A 14,984-nucleotide genomic window follows, 5' to 3' on the forward strand; every position below is an offset into this window, starting at 1 on the left:
AAGACGATGATCCGAACGGGGGACCTCCGCGCCACGCTCCACACCGATCGTCCACACGTCTGAACTACGCTCGGAACGCCCTGACCGGACCCTCGGCGGGCGACGCGTGCGGCGGAAGTGGAGCGTGGCCCGTGACGGATCAGGCGGTGGACACCGGCAGCCCGGCCGAGACGGCGGGGAGCGAAGGGACGTCCGACGCCACAGCGCCCCAATTCTTCGGCCGCGAACGCGAGTTGAAGCAGCTGTACGCCGACATCGAGCACGTCGGACTGGACACCCTGGCCGGCCGCAAACCCGCCCGCGCCCGGGTCCTGCTGATCGCCGGACGCCCCGGCTCCGGACGCACCGCGCTCGCCGCGGAGCTGGCCCGCCGGCTGCTCGCCGACGACGACCGCCGCGACGGTCCGTTCCGGGCCCGGCTCACCGATCCGGGCGGCGCCCGCGTCCCCACCGAGCGCACCGCGCGGGAGCTGCTCGACCAGATGGGCGTGACGGGGCCGCCCGGCGCCGACGGCGACGAACTGTCCGGAATGGTCCGCGAGGCGCTCGCCGGACGCCGCGCCCTGCTGCTCCTCGACGACGCCGCGGACGCCGAACAGGTCGACCCGCTGCTCCCCGACGACTCCGACTGCCTCGTCGTCGCGACCTCCGAGGGCCCGCTGACCGGCATCCCGGACGTCCGCCCCTGCACGCTCGGCGGCCTGGACGCAGCCTCCGCCGTCCAGCTGCTCGCCGGTCTCATCGGCGACGTGAGGATCACCGTCGACCCGCGCACCGCGGAGTCCCTCGCCGAGGAGTGCGGCGGGCTGCCGGCCGCCCTGCTGATGGCGGGCGGCTGGCTCGCGGCCCACCCCATGGCCTCGGTCTCCGACCTCGCCCGACGGCTCAGCGAGCAGCAGCCGGACGACTCCGAGCAGTCCACCGGTGCCCGCCCCCTGGCCCGGGTCCTGCGGCTGGTCCACGACTCCCTGCCGCCCGCCGCCGCCCGCACACTGCGCCTGCTCGCCCTCGCCCCCGGCGGGACGGCCGACGTCCACAGCGCCTCCGCGCTCTCGGGCTGCTCCGTCCACACCGCCCGGACGACCCTCGACGGCCTCGTCGCCCTCGGGCTGCTGCGCAGCGACGGGACGGACCTGCCGCAGTACGAGGTGCCCGGCTGCCTCGAACCGCTGCTGTGGACCCTGCTGGAGGCCAGGGACCGGCCCGCGGAGGTCCAGCTCGCCCGGGCCCGGATGCTGGAGCGGACCGTACGGCTGCTGCAGTCCTGCCGGGCGGTCACCGAGCCCGAGGGCTCCCCGGCCCGACGGGGCCTCGCCGCGCTGCCGAGTTCCCTGCGCTTCCCCGGCCCCGACGAGGCCGCCGCCTGGCTGCGGAGCCGTCGGCCCGCCCTGCTGGCATCGGCCCGGCTCGCCGTGGCGGACGGCGGACTCGACACCCTGGCCAGGCGGTTGGTGTCGGCGCTGGTGCGGGTGCTGGCCGTGCACGAGGGCACCGAGGCCGCCGCACCCGACCTGTACGGACTGCACGGCCTGGTCCTGGCCGTCGCCGAGCGGCGGGACCTGCCGCGGGAGCGGGCCGCGGCGCTGCTCAACCTCGCCGACCTCGACGCGGGAACCGGCCGCACGCGGGAGGCGTTGGCCCGCTACCGGGCCGCGCTGGACGCCGGACGGGCCGCGAAGGATCCGTACGCCACCGGCCGCGCGATGGAATCCGTGGGCGGTGCCTATGCCGAACTGGGGGACTACCAGCGGGCCGCCGACTGGTACGGCCGGGCCCTGGCCCAGCGCCTCACCCGGGACGAGCGGGCCGACGAGGCGAGGCTGTACGGGCGGCTGGGTGCCGTCCACACCTATGCCGGGAGGTACGGCGAGGCCCTGCGGAACTGGCGGGCCGCCGCGGCCGGGTACCGCAGGCTCGGCGACGTACCGGCCCAGGCGCGGGCGCTGAGCGAGGCGGCCCGGGTGCAGGAGTACGCGGGCCGGCCGCGCGAATCGCTGCAGACCTGCCAGGAGGCCGTGCACTGGGCCGGGCGGGCCGGGGACGTACGGCTCCAGGCGGCGCTCCAGCTGCGGCTGGCCGACACGTTCGAGCGGCTCGGCGACCCGGCCGCGGCCCGGCTGCACCGGGGTCTGGCCGACAGTCTGCTGCGAGGCGAGGGCGTGACCTACGAAATCCGTAGTGCGGTGACTGAAAATTAGTGCTTTGTAAGGCTAGACAGCGTGAAGTCCTTCATTAGACTGGCTGTACCGCGTGTGCTCGCGGTGTCTCCATTTACGCAGTGTCTATCCGGGTATGTGAGCCATGTCCGGGTAACCCTCTGAATCAAGGACCGTGATCGACGTGAAGGTCGGCATCCCCCGCGAAGTCAAGAACAACGAGTTCCGCGTGGCGATCACGCCCGCCGGTGTGCACGAGCTCGTCCGCAACGGCCACCAGGTCCTCGTCGAGCAGAACGCGGGCGCCGGCTCCTCCATCACGGACGAGGAGTACGTCGCCGCAGGGGCGCAGATCCTCCCCACCGCGGACGAGGTCTGGGCCGCCGCGGACCTGCTGCTCAAGGTCAAGGAGCCGATCGCGGAGGAGTACCACCGCCTCCGCAAGGACCAGACGCTCTTCACCTACCTGCACCTCGCCGCCTCCCGCGAGTGCACGGACGCGCTCCTGGAGTCGGGCACGACGGCCATAGCGTACGAGACGGTCGAGACCGCGAACCGCGCCCTGCCGCTGCTCGCCCCCATGTCCGAGGTGGCGGGCCGGCTGGCCCCGCAGGTGGGTGCCTACCACCTGATGCGCTCGGCCGGTGGCCGCGGCGTGCTGCCCGCCGGTGTCCCGGGCACGGCGGCCGGCAAGGCCGTCGTCATCGGCGGCGGTGTCTCCGGCTGGAACGCCACGCAGATCGCCGTCGGGCTGGGCTTCCACGTCACGCTGCTCGACAAGGACATCAACAAGCTGCGCGAGGCCGACAAGATCTTCGGCACCAAGGTGCAGACCGTCGTGTCCAACGCCTTCGAGCTGGAGAAGGCCGTCGTCGAGGCCGACCTCGTCATCGGTGCCGTGCTCATCCCGGGCGCCAAGGCCCCGAAGCTGGTCACCAACGAGCTCGTCGCCAAGATGAAGCCCGGAAGCGTACTTGTCGACATTGCGATCGACCAGGGCGGCTGCTTCGAGGACTCGCACCCGACGACGCACGCCGAGCCGACCTTCAAGGTCCACGAGTCGGTCTTCTACTGCGTCGCGAACATGCCGGGCGCGGTGCCGAACACCTCCACCTACGCCCTCACCAACGCCACGCTGCCGTACATCGTGGAGCTCGCCAACCGCGGCTGGGCCGAGGCCCTGCGCCGGGACGCCGCCCTCGCCAAGGGTCTCAACACCCATGACGGCAAGGTCGTCTACCGCCAGGTCGCCGAGGCGCACGGCCTGGAGCACGTCGAGCTGAGCACGCTCCTCGGCTGACGTTCCGCGCAGTCCGCGGGCTTCGCAGTCCAAGCGGGGCGGGAGGGCGCCTCCCCACCTCCCGTCAACCTCATACGTCGGGCCGGACCTTGCCGAGCAGGGTCCGGCCCGACGCGTGCCCGGACCCGGCCGGCCGTCGTTCAACTCGTCTCGAACGCGGCCCTTCGACCGATTCGTGCCCCCGATAAAGGTGCGTCTCGATGCTCGTGCACTCTTGACAGGGAGGTGTTCGATTGCCGACACGACCGGCCGGGTCCGGTGGATTGTGTTGCTGCGAAGCGGTGACACGCCATAGAGTCGCCAATCGTCGGCATGGTGCCACGCTGACCTATCGATAAGTTTCCTGGTCACTTCCAAGGAGGTAAGACGACTTGTGAATGAGTCGACATTTACTCCCGGGGGTGTTCGTCCAGGGATGCCCGCACGGGGCCGGGGCCCGCACGGGCCGGAGGCTGTCGGCTCCGTCGCTGTCCGCACCTTCGCCACCAACCAGCACATGACGACAGCCCCCCAGATGATGGACGGCCTACACGTGAACGCCATGGCCGGCAACGAGAGTGGCCGAGAGACCGCCCGCTTCGCCGACTTCGACGAGGTGCCCCAGGGGCACTTCTACGACCCCGATGCCGAGTACGAGCCCGATCCGGAGTACGCGGCCACCCTCGCGCCCGACGCTGCCCGCCAGCGCCGCGAGCGGATCGGCCCGACCGGTCGGCCCCTGCCCTACTTCCCGATCCCGGGCCCGCTGACCGACCACGGCCCCGCGAAGATCATCGCGATGTGCAACCAGAAGGGCGGCGTCGGCAAGACCACGTCGACCATCAACCTGGGGGCCGCGCTGGCGGAGTACGGGCGCCGGGTCCTGCTCGTCGACTTCGACCCGCAGGGCGCCCTGTCGGTCGGACTCGGCGTCAACCCGATGGAGCTCGACCTCACGGTCTACAACCTGCTCATGGAGCGGGGCATGTCGGCCGACGACGTCCTGCTGAAGACCGCGGTCCCGAACATGGACCTGCTGCCCAGCAACATCGACCTGTCGGCCGCCGAGGTGCAGCTGGTCAGCGAGGTCGCCCGGGAGTCCACGCTGCAGCGCGCCCTGAAGCCGCTGATGGCCGACTACGACTACATCGTGATCGACTGCCAGCCCTCGCTCGGCCTGCTCACGGTGAACGCCCTGACGGCCGCTCACAAGGTCATAGTTCCGCTGGAGTGCGAGTTCTTCGCGCTGCGAGGGGTGGCGCTGCTCACCGAGACCATCGAGAAGGTCCAGGAGCGGCTCAACCCCGAGCTGGAGCTCGACGGCATCCTCGCGACCATGTACGACTCCCGCACGGTGCACAGCCGCGAGGTCCTCGCGCGCGTCGTCGAGGCGTTCGACGACCACGTCTACCACACGGTCATCGGGCGCACCGTGCGCTTCCCCGAGACCACGGTCGCCGGTGAGCCCATCACCACGTACGCCTCGAACTCCGTCGGTGCCGCCGCCTATCGCCAGCTCGCCAGGGAGGTGCTCGCCCGGTGTCACGCCGAGTGAGTCTGCCCGGAGCCGACGAGCTGTTCCGTACCACCGGGGGCATGGGCCTCCAGTCCTCGTCCCCGGTGGACCGGCGGCGCAAGGCGAACGGTGAGGCCCGGGTGCCGGGTCCCGCCGGTGAGAACGACCCCCGGGCCGAAGGGTCCGGGACGGGCGCGGCCGAGGCGGCCGACGTCCGGGAGGAGCACTCGGCGGCGGACGCCGACGCGGCGCAGCCACGCGGCCGGGGCGCCGAAGGCGAGCGGGGGACGGCGGCCGGGCAGCCGGTGCGCAGGTCCCGGCCGACCGCGTCCCCGGACCGGGAGGCGGCGTCCGTCTCCGCCGTGCAGCAGCAGCGCAGGCGCGGCGGCGGTCGCGGGGCGAACCGGCGGCCCAGCGGCCGGGAGCGCCACGACGAGAAGATCACGGTCTACGTCTCGGCCGAGGAACTGATGGATCTGGAGCACGCCCGTCTCGTGCTGCGCGGTGAGCACGGACTCGCGGTCGACCGGGGCCGGATCGTCCGCGAGGCGGTCGCCGTGGTGCTGGCCGACCTGGAGTCGCGGGGCGACGCGAGCATCCTCGTACGGCGGCTGCGCGGGCGCTGAGCGGGTCGCCGGTAGCCTGCCCGGAGTGCCGCCGCGGCCGGCCGCCCGCCCGGGGCCGCCGCGGGCCGATCGGCCGGCCCTTTCCGTACGGGCCGTCGCCCGCCGCCCGTATCCCGCTTGCCCCAGGACCCTCATGACGACCGACGAGCCCGCCCGCACTCCCCGCCGCCCCCTGGGCCGCGGCCCGGGCGGCCGGGCCGCGCCGGAGCCCGGGCCGGGGGAGAGGGAGGACCGGGGGCCCGGGCAGGAACCGGCCCCCGCACCGCCCGCCGTGGCCGACCTGGCTCCGGGGTGCCCTGCGGCCCGTGACGGACAGGCCCCCGACGGGCGGATCCCCGGCGGTCGCGCCGATGACGGGCGGGCTCGTGGTGGTCGGGCCGACGGCGGGCGGTCCGAGGAGGGACGGGCCCCCGACGGGCAGGCCGACGACGGCCGGTTCACCGTGCGGCTGGCGAACTTCGAGGGGCCGTTCGACCTGCTCCTTCAGCTGATCTCCAAGCACAAGCTGGATGTGACCGAGGTCGCGCTGTCCAAGGTCACCGACGAGTTCATGGCGTACATCCACGCGATGGGGCCGGACTGGGACCTGGACCAGACCACCGAGTTCCTCGTCGTCGCCGCGACCCTCCTGGACCTCAAGGCCGCCCGGCTGCTGCCCGCCGCCGAGGTGGAGGACGAGGCGGACCTGGCGCTGCTCGAAGCCCGGGACCTGCTGTTCGCGCGGCTGCTCCAGTACCGCGCGTACAAGCGCGTCGCGGAGATCTTCGACGGCCGGCTGGTGGCGGAGGGGCGGCGCTTCCCTCGCACCGTGGGGCTGGAGCGGCACCATGCCGAGCTGCTTCCCGAGGTCGTCATCAGCATCGGGGCCGAGGGCTTCGCCCGGCTCGCCGTGAAGGCGATGCGGCCGAGACCCGAGCCGCAGGTGTACGTCGACCACATCCACGCACCGCTGGTCAGCGTGCGGGAACAGGCCGAGGTCGTGGTGGCGCGGCTGCGCGGGGCGGGGGAGATCAGTTTCCGGGAGCTCACCGAGGACGCCCCGGACACCCTCACCGTGGTCGCCCGCTTCCTCGCGCTGCTGGAGCTGTACCGGGAGAAGGCCGTCGCGCTCGACCAGGACGTGGCCCTCGGGGAACTCCTGGTGCGCTGGGCCGGGGGAGAGGGGGCCGGTCCCGTCGTCACGGACGAGTTCGACGCCGGGAACGGGACCGGGGCACAGGGAGCCGGGAACGGCGCCGAGGCGCGGGACGCGCGGGAGGACGGCGCCGGGGACGACAGCGTGGACGACAGCGGGGACAGGGCCGGGGCGCGGGACGTCCAGGAGGATGGGAAGGCATGACACAGCACGGAACCACCGGCTCCGCCGTCGCGGATCTCGCACTGAAGCCCGCTCTGGAGGCCGTCCTCATGGTCGTCGACGAGCCCGCCACCGAGGAACACCTCGCCAAGGTGCTTCAGCGGCCCCGCGCGGCCGTCGCCGACGCGCTGCGCGAGCTGGCCGACGAGTACACCGCCGGGCGCCGGGGCTTCGAGCTGCGGCTGGTGGCCGGCGGCTGGCGCTTCTACACCCGGCCCGAGTACGCGGCGGCCGTCGAGGGCTTCGTCCTGGACGGCCAGCAGGCCCGGCTCACCCAGGCGGCACTGGAGACCCTGGCCGTGGTCGCGTACCGCCAGCCGGTCAGCCGGTCCAGGGTCTCCGCGGTCCGCGGCGTGAACTGCGACGGGGTCATGCGGACCCTGCTCCAGCGGGGGCTCGTCGACGAGGCGGGCACGGAACCCGAAACAGGTGCGATCCTGTACAGGACGACGAACTACTTTCTGGAGCGGATGGGCCTGCGCGGCCTGGACGAGCTCCCGGAGCTCGCGCCCTTCCTCCCCGAGGCGGACGCGATCGAGGCCGAGACGCGAGAGGGTGTGCCGTCGTTCGATCCGGACGCACCGGACACCCCCGATACCCACGCAGACGACAAGACGGAATTTTGATGCGAAGCAGTGGCAGGAACAGCGGAAGCGGCGGCGGCCGGAGCGGCGGCGACCGGAATCCCCGGGGTGCCGGTGCCGGTCGCGACGGTCGGCAGGAGCAGCGTCCCCGCAGGCCCCGGCCGGAGGAGCGCCGCTACGACGTGGGCGCCCCGGGCGGGCAGGGCGGCGACGGTCCCCGCAAGGGTCGCGGCGCGGCGGCGCGCGGCGGTGCCAAGGGCGGCCCGAAGCCCCCGCAGGCCCGCGACGAACGCGGCGGCGGCCGGCGCAGGCAGGGCGCCCCGTCCCGCCCGCGCGAGCTCGACGCCAAGATCGAGCAGCGCAACCGGGACCGGTACGCGGGCAGGCCCGAGGTCAGGACGCCCAAGACCTTCCCGGGCGCCGAGCAGGAGGGCGAGCGGCTGCAGAAGGTCCTCGCCCGGGCCGGGCTGGGTTCGCGCCGCGCCTGCGAGGAGCTGATCGAGCAGGCCCGCGTCGAGGTCAACGGCGAGGTCGTCCTGGAGCAGGGCCGACGCGTCGACGTGCACAAGGACGAGATCAAGGTCGACGGGCTGACCGTCGCCGCCCAGTCGTACCTCTTCTTCGCGCTGAACAAGCCCGCCGGTGTCGTCTCCTCCATGGAGGACCCGGACGGCCGCCAGTGCCTCGGCGACTACGTCACCAACCGCGAGACGCGGCTGTTCCACGTGGGCCGGCTCGACACCGAGACCGAGGGCATCCTCCTGCTCACCAACCACGGTGAGCTGGCCCACCGGCTGACCCACCCCAAGTACGGGGTGAAGAAGACCTATCTGGCCGCCATCCAGGGGCCGCTCCCGCGCGACCTGGGCAAGCGGCTCAAGGACGGCATCCCGCTGGAGGACGGGTACGCCCGCGCCGACCACTTCCGGGTCGTCGAGAACACCGGCAAGAACTACCTGGTCGAGGTCACCCTCCACGAGGGCCGCAAGCACATCGTCCGCCGGATGCTGGCCGAGGCCGGCTTCCCCGTCGAGCGGCTCGTCCGGACGTCGTTCGGGCCGATCCCGCTGGGCGACCAGAAGTCCGGCTGGCTGCGCCGCCTCACGAACACCGAGGTCGGCATGCTGATGCGCGAGGTCGGTCTGTAGTCCCGCGACCCCGTCCGCCGCGCCACGGCCGGCCCGGGTTCCCGCACCGCCGTCCGTAGCGTCGCGCCGCGCTCCCGCGCCCCGTCCGGGGCGCTCCGGCTCCGCCCGTTCCGAGGCCCGCGTCCGGTTCCCGTTCTCGCACGTCGAGGGGGAACCGGACGCGGGCCTTTCGCCATGCCCGTCCCCCCTTTATAGTCAGAGTGACTATTAAGGAGGCGGGAGTGAGTCTCGCGGATGTCCTCGATCCCCTGCAGCAACCCCTGGTGACGATCCTCGGCACCCCGGTCAGCTGGACCGAGGTGCTCGGTTTCGGCAGCGGGGCGCTGTGCGTCTGGCTCGTGGCCCGCCAGCACATCGCCAACTGGCCGATCGGCATCGCCAACAACCTCTTCTTCATCGTGTTGTTCGCCCAGTCCGGTCTGTACGCCGACGCCGGCCTCCAGGTCGTCTTCATCGCCCTCGCCGTGTTCGGCTGGTGGACCTGGACCCACGGGGGTGGACCAGGCGCGCCCGACCTGCCGGTGCGCCGCACCACGCGCACCGAATGGGGCCTGCTGCTCGCGGCGGGGGCGGTGGGGACCTGCGCCCTCACCGTCCTGCTGGACCGTGCCACCGACTCGACCGTGCCCTTCTGGGACGCCCTGACGACCGCGCTGTCCCTGACGGCCACGTACGGGCAGTGCCGCAAGCTCGTCGAGTCCTGGTGGCTCTGGATCGCGGCCGACGTGGTGTACATCCCGCTCTACGCGCACAAGGAGCTCTACCTCACCTCCCTGCTGTACATCGGCTTCCTGGTGCTGTGCCTGGCCGGCCTGCGCAACTGGCGGCGCGATCTCGCCGCGCGGCAGCAGCGGCAGCGGCCCGTGGAGGTGACGGCGTGAAGCGCTTCGGGCACGGGCTCGTCCTCGGCAAGTTCTATCCGCCGCACGCCGGTCACCACCACCTCGTGCGCACCGCGCGGGACCGGTGCGAGCGGCTGACCGTCCTGGTCTGCGCCGCCTCCGTCGAATCCGTACCGCTCGCCGACCGGGTGGCCTGGATGCGGGAGACGCACCCGGACGTACGGGTCGTGGGCGCCGTCGACGACATCCCCATGGACCTCCACGACCCGGCGATCTGGGACGCGCACATGGCCGTCTTCACCCGGGCCGTGCCCGAACCGGTGGACGTCGTCTTCACCTCGGAGTCGTACGGGGACGAGCTGGCCCGCAGGTTCGGTGCCGTGCCCGTCTGCGTCGACCCCGACCGCACGGTCTTCCCGGTCTCCGGCACCGCCGTCCGCAAGGACCCGGTCGGCTGCTGGGACTTCCTCGAACCGCCCGTCCGGGCCGCGCTCGCCCGCCGGGTCGTCGTCCTCGGCGCGGAATCCACCGGCACCACGACCATGGCCCGCGCGCTCGCCGACCACTACCGGCGGCGCGGCGGGATCTGGGCACGCACCGGGTACGTCGCCGAGTACGGACGGGAGTTCAGCGAACGGAAGCTGGCCGAGCTGCGCTCCCGGTGGCCCGACGCCCAGTGGGAGGACGTCACCTTCGGCACGGAGGACTTCCCGCTGATCGCCCGGGCGCAGAACGACGCGGAGGAGTCGGCCGCGCGTGCCGGGTCGCCGGTGCTGTTCTGCGACACCGACTCCTTCGCCACCACCGTCTGGCACGAACGCTACGTCGGCGGACGCAACCCCCTCGTCGAGGAGATCGCCGACCGGGTCCCGCACCACCTGTGGCTGCTCACCGACCACGAGGGCGTCGCGTTCGAGGACGACGGGCTGCGCGACGGCGAGGAACTGAGGCCCTGGATGACCGACCGCTTCCGCGCCGAACTCGCCCGTACCGGAAGACGGTTCGTCGAACTCACCGGGCCCCACCCGGAACGCCTGGCCACCGCCGTCGCCGCCGTCGACGCCCTGCTCGCCGCCGGCTGGGACTTCGCCCCGCCCCTCCCGGAGCGCCGATGACGAGCACCGGTGTCCCCGCGGGCTACGACCCGTACGCCTTCGAACCGTTCGCGGTCACCGTCGATCTCGCCGTCTTCACGGTCCGCGCCACCCGGCTCGACGTCCTGCTCGTCGAGCGGGGCGAGGACCCGTACAAGGGCTGCTGGGCACTGCCCGGCGGCTTCGTCCGGCCCCGCGAGTCCGCCGAGGACGCCGCCCGCCGCGAACTCGCCGAGGAGACCGGGCTGACCCCGGACACGGCCTCGGCCCTCCACCTGGAACAGTTGCGCACCTACAGCGACCCGGACCGGGACCCGAGGATGCGGGTCGTCTCCGTCGCGTACGCCGCACTCGTCCCCGACCTGCCCGAACCGCGCGGCGGCGGCGACGCGGCCAGTGCCCGCTGGTGGGACGCCGGGGCCACCGGTCCGCTCGCCTTCGACCACGACCGGATCCTCGCCGACGCCTACGACCGGATCGGCGCCAAGCTCGAATACACCTGTCTGGCCACCGCGTTCTGCCCGCCCGAATTCACCCTGGGGGAGCTCCAGCAGGTGTACGAGACGGTCTGGGGCGTCACGCTCGACCGGCCCAACTTCCGGCGCAAGGTCCTCGCCACACCCGGCTTCGTCCAGGCAGTGGAGGGACCGCCGCGCTCTACCGGCGGACGCGGCAAGCCCGCCGCGCTCTACCGGGCGGGCGCCGCCACCGCTCTGCACCCCCCGCTCCTGAGGCCGGAAGGCCACTCCTGACGCCGGACAGCCGTTCCCGGCACCGCAAGACCGCTGACGACACCGGAAGGAAGAACCACGTGATCGTGACCAGGACCACCACCAAGCAGGCCGCCACCGGAGCACTCACCGGGCTCGCGCTCGGCGACGCACTGGGCTTCCCGACCGAGTTCAACAACGTGCCGTCGATCCTCGCCAAGTGCGGTCCGTGGCGGCAGATGCGGCTGCCGAATCCCGCGTACGTGACCGACGACACCCAGATGACGCTCGCCCTGGCGCGGGGCATACGCACCGCCATGGACCGCGGGCTGCTCACCCCGTTGCGACTGGTCCGCCCGGTGCGCGAGGAGTTCGTCGACTGGTACCACTCGCCCGACAACAACCGGGCCCCGGGCCGTACCTGCATGACCGCCTGCCGACTGCTCGACAGCGACCGGCTGTGGCAGGAGGCCAGCCGGACCGGGTCCAAGGGCTGCGGCGCCAACATGAGGGTCGTACCGGTCGGGCTCGTCCCCGGGCTGAGCGACGAACAGCGTTCCGGCGCCGCCCAGTTGCAGGCGGCCCTCACCCACGGCCACCCGACCGCCCTCGCCGCGTCCGACCTGACGGCCCGCGCGGTGTACCTGCTGGCGCAGGGGGCGGAGCCGACGGGCCTGATCGGGCAGCTGCGCAGTTACGCCTACGAGAACAGCGGACGCTACCTCACGCGCTGGCTCGGCGACCTGTGGCGGTACGCGGGCGACTCCTCCCCGGAGCAGTACATCCGGCGCGGCTGGGAGGAATGCCTCGACGTCCTGGCCCGCGTCCAGGACGCCGTGCGCGACCCGTCCCCGGAGACCGACCCCTGCGAGACCACCGGCGACGGCTGGGTCGCGGAGGAGGCGCTCGCCACGGCCCTGCACTGCTTCCTGCTCTTTCCCGAGGACCCCGTCACCGCCCTGCGCCGGGCCGCCTGCACCCGTGGCGACTCGGACTCCCTCGGCTGCCTCACCGGCGCGTTCGCGGGTGCCCACCTGGGGGCGGGCGCCTGGCCCAAGGAGTGGTCGGAGCGGATCGAGTACCGCAGCGACCTGTTGGCACTGGGGGCGCTCTGGGACGCTTGATCCATGCGTACGAAGACGGAACACCTCCAGGAGGCCGGGCTGCCGGTCACGGACTTCGCCCCGGTCCTCGCCGGGGAACGCGACCCGCTGGTGTTCGTCACGGTCTCCGGGGCGCATCTGTACGGGTTTCCGTCCAGGGACTCGGATGTGGACCTTCGGGGGGTCCATCTCCTGCCCGCGGAGGATCTCCTCGGGCTGCGTCCGCCCGAGGAGACACGCTCGCCGATGTGGGACCGGGACGGGGTCGAGATGGACCTCGTCACCCACGACCTGCGGAAGTTCGTCCGGCTGATGCTGAAACCGAACGGCTACGTGCTCGAACAGCTGCTGTCCCCGCTCGTGGTGCGCACGAGCGGACCGCACGCGGAACTGGTGGACCTGGCCCCCGCCGTGCTCACCCGCCGCCACGCCCACCACTACCGCGGCTTCGCCCGCACCCAGTGGGCGCTCCACGAGAAGAACGGAGAACTGAAGCCCCTGCTCTACACGTTCCGGGCACTGCTCACCGGTATCCATCTGATGCGCAGCGGCGAGGTGACGGCGCATCTGCCGACGCTGCTCGGCGAGGTCGCCGCCCCGGCGTATCTGCCCGAGCTGATCGCCGCGAAGGCCGAGGCCGAGCACGCGGGAGCGCGGGACGTGGAGGGTACGACGGTGTCCCGGGACGTCGAGGAGCTGCACGAGGTGCTCGACCGGGCGCAGGCGGAGTCCGCGCTCCCCGAGGCGGCCGGAGGACTCGACGCCCTGCACGACCTCGTGGTGCGCACGCGGACCACGCCCCGGCCCCCGGTCACGTCCTCGGCCGCCGGGCGGCCCTGACCCGCAACTCGTCCGACCCGGGGGCGGTCACCCCTGGTCGTGCCGCAGCGCGGACGCCCGGCGGGTGCGTACGAGGAAGTCCTCCACGCGGGAGCGGTCCGGCTGCGGGGGGAGCGGCGAGGTCCGTACGGCCTCGTCGTTCTCCTCCGCCAGACGGGTCATCCGGCGTTCGACCTCCGGCCAGGGCACCTCGCCGCGCCTGACCGCCAGCAAATCCTCCCGGGCCGGCCCCACCTCGATCACGAGCTCGCCGGTGCGCAGCAGATCACGGCCGGTGGTCAGCAGCCGCAGCAGATGCATGGCGTGCTTCCAGCGCGGCGCCCCGTACTGCCGGACGTCCGCCTCCAGTTTCCTGCGCTGCCCCAGCGCGTACCGGACGAAGGTCCGATGGGCCAGCCGGGACAGGAACGCGCCGCGCAGGGAGAGGAGTTCACGGCCCACCTCGTCGATGCGCTCCACCAGCGGCGAGTGCAGGCACTCCAGCACATTGGGGTTGGCGCGCAGGGCCAGTTCGCAGAAGCGTTCCAGCTCCCAGGAGAACTGCTCCTCCGCCGGCCCCTCGACATGCGTCGGCGGCTTGTCGAACCGCCAGAACAGCGGGGTCGGTGCGAGGAAGACGCCGCGCCGGTCGGTGTCACTGCCGTCCGTGGCGAGCCCGAAGGCGCGCGAGCCCATCACACACGCGTAGACCGTGTGATCGCGCACCAGAGTCTCGGGATCGGGGGTGATCATGCCCGCGAGGCTACGCGAGCGGGCGCGTCCCGCGCCGGGAGTTCTCCGCTGCCCGGACCCGCCGTGCCCCCGCCGGTGGTCCGTGCCCCCGCCGGTGGTCCGGGCCCCTGCGGTGGTCGGTGCCTCCTCCGTGACCGCGGGCCGATGGCGGCTCCGCCGCGTTCAAGTGGCAGAGGCCGGGGTTCTGATCGACATTGTCGATAAACCATCCCCTCCGGAAAGGCGGAACCATGGCGGGAAACGACCTCGGCAGTCCGCTCGGCGGACTGCTGGGCGGGGGCCAGGGCGGCGCGGGCGGCGGTGCCGGGAACATCCTCGGCGCGCTGCTGGGCGCGCTGGGCAGGAGCCAGGGCGGCGCGGGTGGCGGTGGCAACGCGCTCGAAGGGCTGATCGGGAGGCTCGCCGAGTCCGGTCTGCTCGAACAGGCGCGGTCCTGGGTGGGCACCGGTGAGAACCAGGCGGTCAGCGGAGCGCAGATCGCCCGGGCGCTGCCGGACAAGACCCTGCGGCAGGTCGCCGAGCAGACCGGTGTCACCACGGAGCAGGCCGCCGACGAGATCGCCCGGTCGCTGCCGACGGCGGTCGACAGGCTGACCCCGACGGGCGAGGTCCCGGCGGGCCGCTCGATCGAGGAACTGGTCCGGGAGCAGCGACTCTGAGGCCGCTGGGCCCTGTCGTCGAGGTGCCGCCGTTCGGCCCGGGGCCGGGCCGAACGGCGTCCGGTGCTGCCCCGAGTCCTCGGCTTCGCTCGAACAGGGGGAGACCCCATTGATCGCGCGGCGGCGGGGCACCCGCCCACCGGGCGTGTGCGGGCGTTCCGGCAGCGCGGCGAGGCGCCGCAGCCGTCGTCGGGCGCCCGCCGGGGATCGGCCGGACAGACCTAAGAGGTCGCGCGCATAGGCGGGGCGGCGTCGCGTGCCGATGGGCGGCGCCTGGCGGCGTTGTCGTCGGTCGACGACGCTCCGCGTCGCCTCCCTCCTCCGCCTTGCCAGGCTTG

Annotated in this window: 14 protein-coding genes; 13 read left to right on the plus strand and 1 reads right to left on the minus strand. The window is 73.0% G+C overall.

All coding sequences use genetic code 11. From position 1 onward, the window contains the following. Positions 1-131 precede the first annotated feature (131 nt). From AB0E67_RS33255 to AB0E67_RS33310, 12 genes are all read left to right on the plus strand, one after another. Positions 132-2,198 carry a tetratricopeptide repeat protein gene (locus AB0E67_RS33255; protein WP_362033949.1) on the plus strand — a complete coding sequence of 689 codons (2,067 nt, stop codon included), beginning with the start codon at positions 132-134 and terminating at the stop codon, positions 2,196-2,198. A gap of 142 nt (positions 2,199-2,340) precedes the next feature. After that, positions 2,341-3,456, plus strand: coding sequence for an alanine dehydrogenase (ald, locus tag AB0E67_RS33260; protein ID WP_362033984.1), 1,116 nt, complete (start codon positions 2,341-2,343; stop codon positions 3,454-3,456). Between the two features lie 415 nt (positions 3,457-3,871). After that, positions 3,872-4,990, plus strand: a complete 1,119-nt coding sequence (locus tag AB0E67_RS33265) for a ParA family protein (RefSeq protein WP_351523306.1) — start codon at positions 3,872-3,874, stop codon at positions 4,988-4,990. Continuing rightward, the gene (locus tag AB0E67_RS33270; RefSeq protein WP_362033987.1) at positions 4,987-5,577 is read left to right on the plus strand and encodes a hypothetical protein; all 591 of its coding nucleotides are present in this window, start codon (positions 4,987-4,989) and stop codon (positions 5,575-5,577) included. The genes AB0E67_RS33265 and AB0E67_RS33270 overlap by 4 nt, the downstream gene beginning before the upstream one ends. Positions 5,578-5,710: 133 nt before the next feature. After that, a complete protein-coding gene (locus AB0E67_RS33275; RefSeq protein ID WP_362033952.1) occupies positions 5,711-6,916 on the plus strand; it encodes a segregation/condensation protein A in 1,206 nt (401 codons plus the stop codon). Beyond that, on the plus strand, positions 6,913-7,560 hold the full coding sequence (gene scpB / locus AB0E67_RS33280; RefSeq protein WP_362033955.1) for an SMC-Scp complex subunit ScpB: 648 nt from the start codon (positions 6,913-6,915) through the stop codon (positions 7,558-7,560). The genes AB0E67_RS33275 and scpB overlap by 4 nt, the downstream gene beginning before the upstream one ends. Beyond that, on the plus strand, positions 7,560-8,666 hold the full coding sequence (locus tag AB0E67_RS33285; protein ID WP_362033958.1) for a pseudouridine synthase: 1,107 nt from the start codon (positions 7,560-7,562) through the stop codon (positions 8,664-8,666). The genes scpB and AB0E67_RS33285 overlap by 1 nt, the downstream gene beginning before the upstream one ends. A 221-nt stretch (positions 8,667-8,887) precedes the next feature. Beyond that, entirely contained in the window at positions 8,888-9,547 is a 660-nt protein-coding gene (pnuC, locus tag AB0E67_RS33290) for a nicotinamide riboside transporter PnuC (RefSeq protein ID WP_362033960.1), read from the plus strand. Beyond that, entirely contained in the window at positions 9,544-10,623 is a 1,080-nt protein-coding gene (locus tag AB0E67_RS33295; protein ID WP_362033963.1) for an AAA family ATPase, read from the plus strand. Before pnuC ends, AB0E67_RS33295 begins: the two co-directional genes overlap by 4 nt. After that, on the plus strand, positions 10,620-11,354 hold the full coding sequence (locus tag AB0E67_RS33300) for an NUDIX domain-containing protein (RefSeq protein WP_362033966.1): 735 nt from the start codon (positions 10,620-10,622) through the stop codon (positions 11,352-11,354). The genes AB0E67_RS33295 and AB0E67_RS33300 overlap by 4 nt, the downstream gene beginning before the upstream one ends. A 59-nt stretch (positions 11,355-11,413) precedes the next feature. Continuing rightward, positions 11,414-12,436 carry an ADP-ribosylglycohydrolase family protein gene (locus tag AB0E67_RS33305; protein WP_362033969.1) on the plus strand — a complete coding sequence of 341 codons (1,023 nt, stop codon included), beginning with the start codon at positions 11,414-11,416 and terminating at the stop codon, positions 12,434-12,436. Positions 12,437-12,439: 3 nt separating this feature from the next. Next, a complete protein-coding gene (locus AB0E67_RS33310; protein WP_362033972.1) occupies positions 12,440-13,255 on the plus strand; it encodes a nucleotidyltransferase domain-containing protein in 816 nt (271 codons plus the stop codon). Positions 13,256-13,282: 27 nt separating this feature from the next. On the opposite strand, the gene AB0E67_RS33315 is transcribed toward AB0E67_RS33310, so the two are convergent. After that, on the minus strand, positions 13,283-13,987 hold the full coding sequence (locus AB0E67_RS33315) for a nucleotidyltransferase domain-containing protein (RefSeq protein WP_362033975.1): 705 nt from the start codon (positions 13,985-13,987) through the stop codon (positions 13,283-13,285). A gap of 230 nt (positions 13,988-14,217) precedes the next feature. Here AB0E67_RS33315 and AB0E67_RS33320 point away from each other — a divergent pair, with 230 nt between their 5' ends. After that, positions 14,218-14,646, plus strand: coding sequence for a YidB family protein (locus AB0E67_RS33320; protein WP_362033978.1), 429 nt, complete (start codon positions 14,218-14,220; stop codon positions 14,644-14,646). Positions 14,647-14,984: the final 338 nt, after the last annotated feature.

Origin of the sequence: Streptomyces sp. NPDC032161, assembly GCF_040636995.1 — a bacterium.
GTDB lineage: Bacteria > Actinomycetota > Actinomycetes > Streptomycetales > Streptomycetaceae > Streptomyces.

Coding starts and splice junctions, on each gene's coding strand:
- AB0E67_RS33265 (WP_351523306.1), top strand. CDS start 3,872: ATGCCCGCACGGGGCCGGGGCCCGCACGGGCCGGAGGCTGTCGGCTCC.
- AB0E67_RS33275 (WP_362033952.1), top strand. CDS start 5,711: ATGACGACCGACGAGCCCGCCCGCACTCCCCGCCGCCCCCTGGGCCGC.
- scpB (WP_362033955.1), top strand. CDS start 6,913: ATGACACAGCACGGAACCACCGGCTCCGCCGTCGCGGATCTCGCACTG.
- AB0E67_RS33285 (WP_362033958.1), top strand. CDS start 7,560: ATGCGAAGCAGTGGCAGGAACAGCGGAAGCGGCGGCGGCCGGAGCGGC.
- AB0E67_RS33300 (WP_362033966.1), top strand. CDS start 10,620: ATGACGAGCACCGGTGTCCCCGCGGGCTACGACCCGTACGCCTTCGAA.
- AB0E67_RS33310 (WP_362033972.1), top strand. CDS start 12,440: ATGCGTACGAAGACGGAACACCTCCAGGAGGCCGGGCTGCCGGTCACG.
- AB0E67_RS33315 (WP_362033975.1), bottom strand. CDS start 13,987: ATGATCACCCCCGATCCCGAGACTCTGGTGCGCGATCACACGGTCTAC.
- AB0E67_RS33320 (WP_362033978.1), top strand. CDS start 14,218: ATGGCGGGAAACGACCTCGGCAGTCCGCTCGGCGGACTGCTGGGCGGG.